Here is a 12582-nt window from a genome sequence, read left to right as displayed (position 1 = left end):
ACGCCGGGGCCGCACTCCCTTCCCCCGGCGGTACCCGGGAGCCGTGGAGGCGGGCAGTGTCGAGCGCAGCCGAGCAAGAGGCGGTGGATACCGCCGCCGTGGAGTCAGTGACCTCAGTGACCTCAGTGGAGTCGCCCGCCCCGCATGTCAACGGTCAGCGGAGCGGGCCGCTGGTACAGGCGCGCGAGGCGGCCTTACGGGCCGTCACGCGCTCGGGGCCCCCGGTGTGGCCGGGTTCCTCGCACCCGCTGGGGGCGCGGTTCCGTACCGGCCCCGACGGGACGGCGGGCACCAACTTCGCTCTGTGGGCGCAGGGCGCGGAAGCGGTGGAGGTGTGCCTCTTCGACGCGGCGGGCGCCGAGACCCGGTGCGCGCTGACCGAGCTGACGCACGAGATCTGGCACGGCTTCCTGCCCGGGGTGCGTCCCGGGCAGCGGTACGGGTTCCGGGTGCACGGCCGCTGGGACCCCTGGACGGGGGCCCGGTTCAATCCGGCCAAGCTGCTGCTGGACCCGTACGCCCGGGCCGTCGACGGGGACTTCGCGCTGCCGCCGGAGGTGTACGGGCACGTCCGCGACTGGCCGCAGCAGTACATCGCGGACACCGTGCGCGACGATCGCGATTCGGCGCCGTACGTCCCCAAGGGGGTCGTCGTCCACGATGACGACGACTGGGCGGACGACGTCCGGCCGAAGACCCCGTGGGCCGATTCGGTGATCTACGAGCTGCACGTGCGCGGGTTCACGATGCGCCATCCGGGTGTTCCCGAGGAGCTGCGCGGCACGTACGCGGGCCTGGCCCATCCGGCGGCGGTGGAGCACCTGGTGAAGCTGGGCGTGACGGCGGTCGAACTGCTGCCGGTGCACCAGTTCGCGCACGAGGACCACCTGCTGCGCCGGGGCCTGCGCAACTACTGGGGCTACAACTCGATCGGCTACTTCGCCCCGCACGCCGGCTACTCCTCGTCCGGCACGACCGGGCAGCAGGTGGGCGAGTTCAAGCGGATGGTGCGGGCCCTGCACACGGCCGGGATCGAGGTCATCCTCGACGTGGTCTACAACCACACGGCGGAGGCGGGCGAGCTGGGCCCGACGCTGTCGCTGCGCGGGATCGACAACCGGGGCTACTACCGGCTCCAGTCGGACCAGCGCCGGTACGCCGACTACACGGGCTGCGGGAACACCCTGCACGCGGGGCGCCCGCACGTACTGCGGCTCATCACGGACTCGCTGCGCTACTGGGTCACCGAGATGGGGGTGGACGGCTTCCGCTTCGACCTGGCGGCGGCCCTGGCCCGTTCGATGCACGACGTGGACATGCTGTCGCCGTTCCTCGCGGTGATCGCCCAGGACCCGGTGCTGCGGCGGGTCAAGCTGATCGCCGAGCCCTGGGACGTGGGCTCGGGCGGCTACCAGGTGGGGGCGTTCCCGCCGCTGTGGACGGAGTGGAACGACCGGTACCGCGATGCCGTGCGGGATTTCTGGCGGGGCGCGCTGCCCGACGTGCGGGACCTCGGGTACCGGCTGTCGGGCTCCAGCGACCTGTACGCGTGGGGCGGGCGGCGGCCGTACGCCTCGGTGAACTTCGTGACGGCGCACGACGGCTTCACCCTGCGCGACCTGGTGTCGTACGAGCGCAAGCACAACGAGGCCAACGGGGAGGCGGGGCGCGACGGGACGAACGACAACCGCTCGTGGAACTGCGGGGTGGAGGGTGAGGCGGACGATGCCCGGATCGGGGTGCTGCGGCGGCGTCAGCTGCGCAATCTGCTGACCACGCTGCTGCTGTCGACCGGGGTGCCGATGCTGGTGGCCGGGGACGAGTTCGGGCGGACGCAGGGCGGGAACAACAACGCGTACTGCCAGGACAACGAGACGGGCTGGGTGGACTGGTCGCTGCTGGAGGATCCGGCCTGGCGGGAGCTGTTCGCACTGGCCTCGCGGCTGGTGGCGCTGCGCCAGGAGCATCCGGTGCTGCGCAGGCGGGCCTTCTTCTCGGGGCGGCCGCAGGGCGCGGACGGGCTGCGGGACCTGGCCTGGTTCACACCCGCGGGCACGGAGATGACCGAGCGGGACTGGTACGCCCCCGCCGCCGCACTCGGGATGTACCTGTCGGGGCGGGACATCCCGGGCCGCGACGAGCGGGGCCGGCAGGTCAGCGACGACAGCTTCCTGGCGCTGCTGCACGCCGGGGACCGGCCGGCGGCGTGGGTGCTGCCGGGCGCGCCGTGGGCGGCGGTCTACGAACTGGTGCTGGACACCGCGCGGGAGGACCAGGCCGCGCCACCCGGCACCCGGCACCGGGGTGGTGAGACGCTGACGGTGCCGGCCCGGTCGGTGCTGCTGTTGCGGGTGGTCGGCTGAGGCGGGTGGCCGGGTGTTGCGGGTGGTCGGCTGAACCGGAGCGGGAACCCTCACCGGTCCTGCGATGATGTGGCCTCGTACACACGTGCACCCGTACGCGTGTGCCACATCGGCAGGGATCAGGGGTACGCATGGCGAGAGTGGGGACCGCGCTGCGGGAGCTGCGCGGGGCGCAGAAGTCGGCGAAGGGGGTGTCGCTCTATTCGCGGTTCGTCAACCGGCCCGCGGGGCGGTATCTGGCCGCCGTGTCGTATGCGCTCGGACTGACCCCGAACCAGGTGACGCTGGTCAGCGCCGCCTTCAGCTTCGCCGCCGCGGCCTGCGTGGCGCTCGCCGCGCCCTCGTGGGGGCTGGGCGCCGCCGTGTGGGCCGCGCTCGCCGTCGGCTTCGCCTTCGACTCGGCCGACGGGCAGCTGGCCCGGCTGCGCGGGGGCGGCAGCGCCGCGGGCGAGTGGCTGGACCACGTCGTGGACTGCGCCAAGCTGACCGCCCTGCACAGCTGCGTGCTGATCGCGTTCTACCGCTTCCCCGAGGAGTACGGGACGGGCCAGGACGGCTGGCTGCTGGTGCCGCTGGGCTTCCAGTTCGCCTCGGTCGTCACCTTCTTCGGCGGGCTGCTGACCGAGAAGCTCAAGCCGAAGCCGGCGCCGGGGAGCCCCGCCGCCGCGCCCTCGACCGTGCGCGCGGTGGCGCTGCTGCCCGTCGACTACGGCGTGTTCTGCCTGGTGTTCGTCGCGCTCGGGGGCGGGGGGCTGTTCCGCTGGGCGTACGCGGGACTCGGCGCGGTCGCCGTGCTGTTCCTGGCCGCGTTCCTCGCGAAGTGGTTCCGGGAGCTCAGCGCCGTTCCGCGCTGAGCGGCTCGGACAGCGCGTCCAGGGCCCGGCGCAGCTGGGTGCTGGAGGTGTGCACCGTGTAGGGGAAGTAGACGACGTCGACGCCGACGGCGGCGAAGTCCCTCTCCAGCCTGTCGCCCTTGGGAGTGCCCCTCCAGTCGTCGCCCTTGAAGATCACGTCGAAGCGGACCTGCTTCCAGGTCTCCACCTTGTCCGGGACCGTCTCGACGAACGCCGCGTCCACGTACCGGACGCTGCGGACGATTTCCAGCCGCTCCACGAGCGGGATCATCGGGCGGCGCCCCTTGGCCAGTTCCGCCATCTCGTCGGAGACCACCCCGGCGACCAGGTAGTCGCACTGGCTCCGGGCGTGCCGAAGGATATTGAGATGTCCGATGTGGAACAGATCGTACGCACCTGGGGCGTACCCCACTCGGTACGGTCTGTGCGCAGGTGCGCCAAGGTCGGACATGTCGCGCTCCGTCATGAGTTACCCCCCAGCGACCACACCCCCCGGTGTGGTGGATTAGCAGACAATAGCGTGCACGTTCCGCAGGCTGTCGGTGAACGAATAGGGTGACGTGCGCATCATCCTGGGGAGAAGGGGACGTTCAGTGTCGAGATCCGGTCACCGGCGCCTACTGCTGGTTTCCACCAACTACGCTCCCGAGCACGCGGGGATTGGGCCCTACGCCACCCAGATCGCGGAGCACTGGGCGGATCTCGGCCACGACACCCACGTGCTCGCCGGCATGCCGCACTACCCGTCGTGGTCGTTGGAGCCGGAGTACAAGGGGGCGCTCCGGCGCACGGAACGGCGCGCGGGGGTCACAGTGCACCGGCGTGCGCACACCGTGCCGCCGCGCCAGACCGCCGTCAAGCGGGCCCTCTTTGAAGGATCGATTCTGCTGCACGGTTCCGTGGCGCCGCCCCGGATGCCGCGCCCGGACGCGGTCATGGCCCAGATGCCCAGCCTGGCCGGCGGCGTCCTCGCGGCCCGGCTCGCCGCCCGCTGGAAGGTCCCGTTCATCCCGGTCGTCCAGGACCTGATGGGCGCGGCCGCCGCGCAGAGCGGGATCAGCGGCGGCGACAAGGCGGCCGCGATCGCGGGGCGCGCGGAGGCGTTCGCCCTGAAGCGGGCCGCGCTGGTCGGCGTCATCCACGAGACCTTCGTGGACCGGGTCGTCGGCATGGGCGTGGATCCGAAGAAGATCCGCCTCGTGCCCAACTGGTCCCACGTCCCGCAGCCCACCCGGCCGCGGGGCCAGACCCGGCGCCACCTCGGCTGGGCCCCCGGCGAGCCGGTCGTCCTGCACTCCGGCAACATGGGCCTCAAGCAAGGCCTCGAAGTGCTCGTGGGCGCCGCCCGGCTGGATCCGGGTGTCCGTTTCGTCCTCATGGGCGACGGCAGTCAGCGCTCGGCCCTGGCCGACCTCGCGGCAGACGTCCCGAATCTGGACATCATCCCCCCTGCCGCCGACGGAGAGTTCCCGGATATCCTCGCGGCGGCGGACGTCCTCGCCGTGACGCAGCACGCGGCCGTGCTCGACATGAGCGTGCCGTCCAAACTGACCTCCTACTTCCAGGCCGGCCGCCCCGTCATCGCGTCCGTGGCGGCGGAGGGCGGCACGGCCCAGGAAGTGGAACGCTCGGGCGCGGGGGTGCTCGTACCACCGGAGGACCCCCACGCCCTGCTGAAGGCCGTACGGGCCCTCGCCGAGGACCCCGAGGGCGCGGATGCGCTCGGGGCGGCCGGGCCGCGGCACGTGGCGGCCCACTTGAGCCGTGACGCGGGCCTGGCCCGCATCGACGCACTGATAGACGAAGCACTTGGGGGTCCGCAGCCGTGATCGAGACCAACCGCCCCGCGTCGGTCCCGGCGGAGGACGAACCGGACCTCCTCAGGGACCAGTTCAAACAGCTCCTGCGCTACCGCCGCCTCCTCGGGGCGGGTATCGGCGTCGGCCTGCTGGGCGGCGTCTACCTCGGCATATCCACGTCCGACACCTATGTCGCCACCGCGGACATCGTGCTGCGCGCGCCCACCGACGACCCGTTCAACCCGAGCCTCGCGCCCGACAAGGCGATCAACATCGGCTCGGAGCGGCAGGTCGCGCTCAGCTCCTCCATAGCCAACGAGGCCGCGAAGAAGCTCGGCGTGACCTCGAAGGACTTCGCCGGCCTGCGCAGCGGCCTCCAGGTGACCAACCCGCCGCAGACGATGGTGCTGCGCTTCACGTACACCGCGTCCTCCGCCAAGGAGGCCGCCACCCGCGCCAACGCGATGACCGAGGCGTACCTGCTCAAGCGGCAGGACTCCCTCGACGTCACGCGCGACAAGATGGTCAAGGGCTACCAGGACCAGCGCGACCCGGTCGCCAAGAACCTGGACGAGCTCGTCAAGCAGATCAACACCATGCCGGCCGGCACGGGCCGCGACGCCGCGTACGCCTCGAAGACCGACCTGCAGAGCAAGGTCAACACCCTCAACAGCAACATCGCCAAGCTCCAGGCCCTGGACATGAGCCCGGGCCGGGTCACCAGCCCCGCGACCCCGCCGTCCGACACCGACGGCCCGGGCCTCGTGATGTCGCTGGCGCTCGGCGCGGCCGTGGGCCTCGCCCTGGGCCTGCTCGCCGCGTGGGTCCGGCTCGTGTTCGACCCCGCGCCGCGCTCCGAGGGCGATGTCGCCCGGGCCCTGCGCGCGCCCGTACTCGGCTACCTTCCGCGCTCCAAGACCGGCGGCGGTCCGCTGCTCGCGGCCGGCGAGGAGGACCCCCGCCTCGCCGAGGAGTTCCGCTCGGTGGCCTTCCGGCTCGCCTACGACTCCCGCTTCGCCGACCGGCGCCGCCTGCTGGTCGTCGCCCCGCGCGGCAGCAGCGAGACCGCCGCCGCGGTGGCGGTGAACCTGGCCGCCTCCTTCGCGGAGACCGGCAAGGACGTCCTGCTCATCGAGGCCGACCTGCGCACGCCGGTCCTGGCCAGCCAGCTGCCGACCGGCGCCGGCGCGCGGCCGCGCTGGAGCCAGGCGCAGGGCGGAGCGGCCGCGGCCCACGGCGACACCGACTGGCCCGACGGGCGCCAGCTCGTCGTCGACGCCGGGGAGTCCGGCGCCTTCGACCTGATCCCGGGCGAGCCGGTGCGCAACGTGGCCCGCGCGCTGACCTCCCCGCGCGCCACCCGGCTGATCTCCGAGGCCGATTCCCCCAACTCCACGGTCGTCGTACTCGCGCCGCCCGTCCTCTCCTACGCCGACGCCCTCGCGCTCGTCGACCGCGTCGACGGCGTCCTGGTCGTCTGCGATCCGCGCGCCGTCCACCGCACCGACCTGTCCCGGATCCGCGAGCTGATCAGCGGCGCCGGCGGCACGGTGCTCGGCGCGGTGCTGCACGCTCCGCTGCCGGGCGAGAAGCGCGGCCGGGCCGGCCGCGGCGGCAAGGCGAAGGGCGCGTCCGCCGCCCCGGCGCAGGCCTCCCGGCCGTCCGGCCCGCAGGCGCAGCCGCTCACGCGGCAGCCGAACCACGGGCAGCAGAGCGGGGGCCGGCAGGCCGAACCGGAGCAGCACATCCCGGGCGACGGCACGGACACGGTGGCCCTGCGCACGGTGCGCATGGGCCGCAGGTGAGCCGGCGCGGCCTCGCCGCCGTCTCCTCGGTCCTGGACCAGGCCGCGTCCAGCGCCACCAACATCCTGGTGCTGGTGCTGGCCGCCCGGCTCTCCTCGGCGTCCGGCTTCGCCGACTTCTCGATGGTGTACGTGACGTTCAGCGTGCTCCTCGGGCTGAACATGGCGTACGTGGGCCAGACGGTGGTGCTGGAGAAGGACGAGGACCGGCTGGGCGCGGTCTGCCGCTCGGGCCTCGCGTTCACCGGGGCCGCCTCGGCGGCGGCGGGCGCGGCGCTGGCCGTCGTCGGCCTCGCCGTGCCCGGCGCCGGCGGCTGGGCCTTCCTCGCGCTGGGCCTCGTACTGCCGCTGGTGCTCGTCCAGGACGGGCTGCGGTACTGCTTCTCCGCGCTGCGCACGCCCGAGCGGGCGCTGGCCGCGGACGGGCTGCGGCTGGTGTGCGTCGTCGCGGCGCTGCTGCTCCAGCCCGAAGGGGCTTCGGCGGGGCGGCTGGTGCTGGTGTGGGGGGTCTCGGCGCTTCCGGCGCTCGCGCTGGGGCTCTGGCTGCTGCGCCCGTACGTCCGCGGCTCGGTCGCCGATCTGCGGCCGTACGTGCGGCGGGGGCACCTGGGGCAGCGGTTCGTGGTCGAGTTCGTGGTGGGCAACGGCTCCAGCCAGCTGGCGGTGCTGGGGCTCGGCCTGTTCGCGACCCCTCTGGCCGTGGGCGCGCTGCGGGGTGCGACGACGTTGTTCGGACCGCTGAACGTGCTGTTCAACTCGGCGAACGCGTTCGGCCCGCCCGTGGTGGGGCGGGCGTCGGGCAAGCGCGGCGTGGTCCGTTTGACGGCGGCGATGGGCGGTGTGCTGGCGGCGCTGGGCGCCGGCTGGGGCGCGGCTCTGTACGCGCTGCCCGACGGCCTGGGCCGGGAGCTGCTGGGCGACACGTGGGCGGCGGCGTCCGCCCTGCTCCCCGCCACGGGAGCCCAGTACGCGGTGATGGGCCTGGGCACGTGCGCCCTGCTGACCCTGCGGGTGCTGAACCCGAAGGCGACGCTGTCCCTGCAGGTGGTGTTCTCGCTGCTGTCGGTGGCGCTGCTGCTGGGCGGCTACGCGGTGGCCGGCGTGGCCGGCGCCGCCTGGGGGCTGGCGGCGGGCTCGGCCCTGAAGGCCGCGGCGGCCTGGCTCCGCGTCTCCCGCGTCCCGGCCCGCGCGCCGGAGCCGCCCGTGACGACGGCGGCCTGACCTGCCGGGTCTTCGCCCGGCGACAACGTCTAGCGCAGGACGGTCGTCTTGTCCTGGCGGTACGTCGCGACCAGCGCCAGACAGAGGGCTGCGATCGCCACTCGGCCGGAGGCCTGGAGCAGCGGGCCCCGCAGGAGGATGAACGAGTAGCCCGCGACCAGCGGGACCACCACCGAGATCAGGCTGCCCGGAGGCGAGCGCCGCGTGGCGCGCTTCGCGTAGCGGCGGTCCACGCGGGCGGCCGCGTACCCCACGCCCAGGAGGCCGGCGCCCATGCCCAGCGGGCCGAAGTCCAGCCACAGCTCGGCCCAGATCGGGGACGAGAGGTTGGTGTTGACCGTCCCCATCCACTCGCCGACCATCACGCCCGTGTCCTTCGGCTTGCCCGGCCAGACCGAGCGCGGCACCGCGAAGAAGACGGATCCCGCGAGCTGGCGCCCGTACAGGTGCCCGGGTCCGGAGTTGGAGTACGTGATGGTGTTCGCGAACATGCCGATCTGGTCGTAGTCCTTGAGCGCCATCGGCTCCAGGAACGACGTCGTCTCGACCGGCTTGTAGTTCTTCTCGTCGTACCGGAAGCGGTCCGCGAACGGGAACACGAGCAGGGCGATCACCACTGCCATCGACAGCGCCACCCGGTACATCGCGGCGCTCACCGGGAAGACGGTGAACAGCATCGCGAACATGACCGTGAGGAACCAGTACCGCGGGTTGGAGATCGGGTTGTTGACCACCAGGTTGAGCAGGGCCAGCGCCCCCCAGGTGACGATGATCGACACCTTGCGCCGGGCGTACGTCGAGGTGATCAGCCAGCGCGTGTACAGCAGCAGGGCGAGCAGCGCGGGGACCGTGCCGAAGCCGCGCAGCAGGGCCTGGCCGGCTTGGCCGTCGCCGTTGGAGACGCCCGCCTCCTCGATGCCCGCGATGATCTCCTGGCGGCTGGAGAAGAACACCGCCGGGCCGCCGAGCTTCATGATGAACGCGGCGCTGCACAGGAAGGCGAGCCCGGTCAGCAGTTGGAGGCGGCGCCGGTGGGCCATCACCGGCCGCGGCTCCCGCTGGGAGCCGCCGGCCCGCCCGGTCGGCCGGTGGCGGGCGAGCAGGACGCCGACGTCGAACGCCGTGCAGCCGAGCAGGACCAGGCCGATCGCGACGGTGAGGTCGGAGCGGGGGCCGACCACGGGGGTCGGGACCCGCCCCAGGACGGCCTGCGCGAGGGGGGCCACGCCCATCGCCATGTAGACGAAGAGCCAGAAGGAGCCCTGGAGCAGCTTGCGCCGGCTGGTGAGGACCATCGCCGAGAGCCGGGCTCCCGCGTACATCGTGAGCAGGAGCTGGAGCCAGAAGGCGGCGTCGCGCTGGCCGTCGCCGGACTGGACGGCGACGATCAGCGGCAGGAAGACGGTGAAGCCGAGGATGAGCGGGACGGACAGGGCGCGCGAGAGCAGGGTGCGCGGGGTGGTGACCCGGCCCCACCGGTGCACGTCCTCCGGCGCGGGGGCGGGCGGAACCGGCGGGGTCACCGGGGGCTTGCGTACGTCCGTTGCCACTGCTGCCCCCACCCCATGTGCCTGGTCCGCGCGCAGTCTAGTCTGAGCGGGCGGCGCCCGGGGAGGCGCGCCTGCGGAGCGCGACGAGCCCGCAGCGCACGATGAGGGGCGACAGTTGCGTGATCTTCCTGCCTTCACCCTGGCCGGATACGACAAGGGGCGCGGGCTGCTGACGCAGGCGCTCTGGTTCGCGGTGATGAACACGCTGTTCATGGCGTGGTTCTGCCCGGCCCGGCTGCGGGTGGCGCTGCTGCGCGCGTTCGGCGCGCGGATCGGCGAGGGCGTGCTGATCCGGCACAGGGTACGGGTGCTGTGGCCGTGGAAGCTCACCGTCGGCGATCACACCTGGATCGGCGAGGGCGCCTGGCTGCTGAACCTGGAGCCGGTGACCATCGGTGCGAACGTCTGCATCTCTCAGGAGGCCATGCTCTGCACCGGCTCGCACGACCACCGGGCCGCCGACTTCCGCTACCGCAACGCGCCGATCGTGGTCGAGGACGGTGCGTGGGTGGCCGTACGGGCGACCGTGCTGGCCGGGGTCACGGTGGGCCGCTGCGCGGTGGCGGGCGCCGGATCAGTGGTCCACAGAAACCTTCCTGCACTGACCCTGCAGACGATGGACGGGCAGCGCCGCCCGGTCGAGGAGCCCAAGGCCGAGGAGCCGAAGGCCGAGGAGCCCAAGTGAGAGTCCTGCACGCCGTCACGCTCCACTCCCCCTCGCACGCGTTCGGCGGGCCGGTCCGGGTTGCGCTGAACCTGGCCAAGGGGCTGCGGGCGCGCGGCCACGAGGCCGGGCTGCTGGCGCTCGGCGAGGGCTTCCCGGATCCGTGGCCGACCTCGGTGGAGGGGGTGCCGGCGAAGCTGTTCCCGGCCCGCCGCATCCTGCCGCTGGGCTTCAGCGGGATGACCTCGCCGGCCCTGCTGGCCTCGGCGGGCCGGCTGGTCCGGGACGCGGACGTGGTCCACGTCCACCTGGCGCGGGACCTGGTGACCCTGCCGGTGGCCCTCGCGGCGCTGCGGGCCGGCAAGCCGCTGGTGCTGCAGACCCACGGCATGGTGGACCCGAGCGAGAAGGCGCTGGCCAAGGTGCTGGACGCGGTGGCGGTACGGAGGCTGCTGCGCGGCGCGGACGCGGTGCTGTACCTGACCCCGCACGAACGGGAGGGCCTCGACGCGGTGGTGGGCGGCGCGCTCGCGGGGGCCGTCCGGCTGGTGAACGGCACGCCCGCGCAGGAGGAGCGGCCGGCCCCGGCCGGGCCCCCGCGCATCCTGTACTCGGCGCGCCTGCAGGCCCGTAAGCGCCCGGTGGACTTCGTGGACGCGGCCCCGGCGGTCCTGGCGGCCCACCCGGACGCGGAGTTCGTGGTGGCCGGCCCGGACGAGGGCGAACTGGCGGCGGTCCGGGCGCGGATCGCCGAGCTGGGGCTCGCGTCCCGCTTCACGGTCCCGGGCGCGCTGTCGACCGCCGAGGTCCTGGCGGAGCTGCGCCGCGCCCACGTCTACGTCCTGCCGTCGGTGGACGAGCCGTTCCCCATGTCGGTCCTGGAAGCCCTGTCGGTGGGCGTCCCGTCCGTGGTCACGCACTCCAACGGCCTGGCCCGCGACATCGCGTCCGCGGGCGCCGGCCGAGCGGTCACCCCGGGCCCCGACGGAGTGGCGGAGGCCGTCCTGGCCCTCCTGGACCCCACCGAGAACGCCAAGGCCGGGGAGTCGGCCCGCAAACTGGCCGCGGACTCCTTCTCCATGGACGCCGTCCTCGACACCCTGCTCCCGGTCTACGAGGCCGCTCTGCGCTGACGCGCTACAGCTCGCGGTGGGTTTCGTCCACCACCGGGAGCGCCGCGGCGCGGCGCCGCTTGAAGACGCTCGCGTAGACGGCGAGGCCGACGGCGCCCGCCGCCATCATGATCAGCCCGACGACGTCGAGGTTGACGCTCTCCATCTTCCAGTCCGTCGCGAAGGTGAGGATGGCCCCCACCACGATCAGCGCGATGCAGCCGCCGATGCCTCCCATGTGATTCGCCTCCGCAGTCGTGGTCGTCTGACCGCGCGGCTACCCGGGAAGCGCGTACGAAAACGCCGCCCCCGGCCCGGAGTTCGGGCTGGGAGCGGCGTCCTCTTACGCGTACTGCGGGGCTGGGGAGTGTCGTCCAAGTCCCGTCCGGCCCCGCCGGCCCCGTCCTCCGGGCCGCCGACGCCACTTCGACGAGACTCGCTAGGCCGGGATCCAGGCGTAGCAGCCCGTCGAGGTGAAGGTCGCGGTGCCCGAGGGGATCGCGGCGGTGATCTTGTCGCCGGCCTTCGGGGGGGATTCCGGGCCCGAGGCCAGGACCGCGCCGTCCTTGCCCTTCGCCTCCCAGGTGCACGTCGTGGCCTGGGTCAGCGCCCGGTACGTGCCCGCTGCGGGCGACTGGCGGGTGCCGTCGGCGAAGCCCTTGGACGCCGCGTCCAGGATCGGCTTCTGCTCCGGGCACAGGTAGGTGATCGCGTCCTTCGCCCCCGGGATCTCCCCGGCCACGACGGCCCCGGTCGCCGCGTCCTTGTCGCGCTTCGCGGTGCGCTCCACCCGCTGGCAGGACTCCTGGCCGGTCTGGAGGACCGCCGCCGGGTCCATCTTCTCCGGGACCCGGCCGCTCAGGTACTGCTTCTCGTTGGGCTTGAAGCTGCCCGTCTTCGGGGTGAGCTTCGAGTCCGGCAGGACCGGGCCGGTCGGCTTCGCGTCGGGAGAGACCGGCGCCGCCGAGGCGTCCGCCGGGTCCGGGACCGCCGATGCGGCGGGCGGCTTCGGCTTCGCCGCCTCGGCGTCGGCCTTGCCGTCGCCGCCCGAGCTGCAGGCGGTCAGGGTCAGAGCCGCGGCCAGCAGAACAGCAGCCGCGGCGGAGCGTCGGTACATCTCTGGGGCTCCTGTATTACGTGCCAGTTGATCGGCGGAACTCGGGGGTGGAGCGCGGGGCCCGGACGTCGTGCGTGCCGGGCCCCGCATCGGCCTCG

11 protein-coding genes are annotated in these 12582 nt (G+C 73.2%); 7 read left to right on the top strand and 4 right to left on the bottom strand.

Annotated elements, in window-relative coordinates:
* Nucleotides 1–56: 56 nt before the first annotated feature.
* Both glgX and ACIBAD_RS12375 read left to right on the top strand, forming a co-directional pair.
* Nucleotides 57–2363, top strand: coding sequence for a glycogen debranching protein GlgX (gene glgX, locus ACIBAD_RS12380; protein WP_398906238.1), 2307 nt, complete (start codon nucleotides 57–59; stop codon nucleotides 2361–2363).
* Nucleotides 2364–2494: 131 nt separating this feature from the next.
* On the top strand, nucleotides 2495–3217 hold the full coding sequence (locus ACIBAD_RS12375) for a CDP-alcohol phosphatidyltransferase family protein (protein ID WP_398906236.1): 723 nt from the start codon (nucleotides 2495–2497) through the stop codon (nucleotides 3215–3217).
* Here ACIBAD_RS12375 and ACIBAD_RS12370 read toward each other — a convergent pair.
* Complete coding sequence (locus ACIBAD_RS12370) at nucleotides 3198–3668, bottom strand: adenylyltransferase/cytidyltransferase family protein (RefSeq protein WP_134071025.1); 471 nt, start codon at nucleotides 3666–3668, stop codon at nucleotides 3198–3200. The genes ACIBAD_RS12375 and ACIBAD_RS12370 overlap by 20 nt on opposite strands.
* A gap of 172 nt (nucleotides 3669–3840) precedes the next feature.
* Between ACIBAD_RS12370 and ACIBAD_RS12365 the strand changes: the two genes are divergently transcribed.
* From ACIBAD_RS12365 to ACIBAD_RS12355, 3 genes are read left to right on the top strand one after another with little or no spacing between them, the layout of a single operon-like run.
* On the top strand, nucleotides 3841–5046 hold the full coding sequence (locus ACIBAD_RS12365) for a glycosyltransferase family 4 protein (protein WP_134074385.1): 1206 nt from the start codon (nucleotides 3841–3843) through the stop codon (nucleotides 5044–5046).
* Complete coding sequence (locus tag ACIBAD_RS12360) at nucleotides 5043–6821, top strand: lipopolysaccharide biosynthesis protein (RefSeq protein WP_398906234.1); 1779 nt, start codon at nucleotides 5043–5045, stop codon at nucleotides 6819–6821. The genes ACIBAD_RS12365 and ACIBAD_RS12360 overlap by 4 nt, the downstream gene beginning before the upstream one ends.
* Nucleotides 6818–8041, top strand: a complete 1224-nt coding sequence (locus ACIBAD_RS12355; protein ID WP_398906232.1) for a hypothetical protein — start codon at nucleotides 6818–6820, stop codon at nucleotides 8039–8041. The genes ACIBAD_RS12360 and ACIBAD_RS12355 overlap by 4 nt, the downstream gene beginning before the upstream one ends.
* Nucleotides 8042–8070: 29 nt before the next feature.
* Here the strand turns inward: ACIBAD_RS12355 and ACIBAD_RS12350 are convergent, their stop codons facing one another.
* A complete protein-coding gene (locus tag ACIBAD_RS12350; RefSeq protein ID WP_398906230.1) occupies nucleotides 8071–9591 on the bottom strand; it encodes a hypothetical protein in 1521 nt (506 codons plus the stop codon).
* 115 nt (nucleotides 9592–9706) lie between these two features.
* On the opposite strand from ACIBAD_RS12350, the gene ACIBAD_RS12345 reads away from it, so the two are divergent.
* Together ACIBAD_RS12345 and ACIBAD_RS12340 are read left to right on the top strand one after the other, a co-directional pair.
* Nucleotides 9707–10276, top strand: coding sequence for a WcaF family extracellular polysaccharide biosynthesis acetyltransferase (locus ACIBAD_RS12345; protein WP_398906228.1), 570 nt, complete (start codon nucleotides 9707–9709; stop codon nucleotides 10274–10276).
* Complete coding sequence (locus ACIBAD_RS12340; RefSeq protein ID WP_134071033.1) at nucleotides 10273–11388, top strand: glycosyltransferase; 1116 nt, start codon at nucleotides 10273–10275, stop codon at nucleotides 11386–11388. The genes ACIBAD_RS12345 and ACIBAD_RS12340 overlap by 4 nt, the downstream gene beginning before the upstream one ends.
* A 4-nt stretch (nucleotides 11389–11392) precedes the next feature.
* Here ACIBAD_RS12340 and ACIBAD_RS12335 read toward each other — a convergent pair whose 3' ends face one another.
* Nucleotides 11393–11605 (bottom strand): DUF6458 family protein, encoded by a 213-nt coding sequence (locus ACIBAD_RS12335; RefSeq protein WP_134071035.1) that lies wholly within the window; start codon nucleotides 11603–11605, stop codon nucleotides 11393–11395.
* Nucleotides 11606–11806: 201 nt separating this feature from the next.
* Complete coding sequence (locus tag ACIBAD_RS12330; protein ID WP_398906225.1) at nucleotides 11807–12484, bottom strand: hypothetical protein; 678 nt, start codon at nucleotides 12482–12484, stop codon at nucleotides 11807–11809.
* Between the last annotated feature and the right edge of the window lie 98 nt (nucleotides 12485–12582).

Source organism: Streptomyces sp. NPDC051109 (assembly GCF_044455885.1).
Lineage (GTDB): Bacteria > Actinomycetota > Actinomycetes > Streptomycetales > Streptomycetaceae > Streptomyces.
Note: the sequence above shows the minus strand (reverse complement) of the source record. Positions and strands in the feature narration are given on the sequence as shown.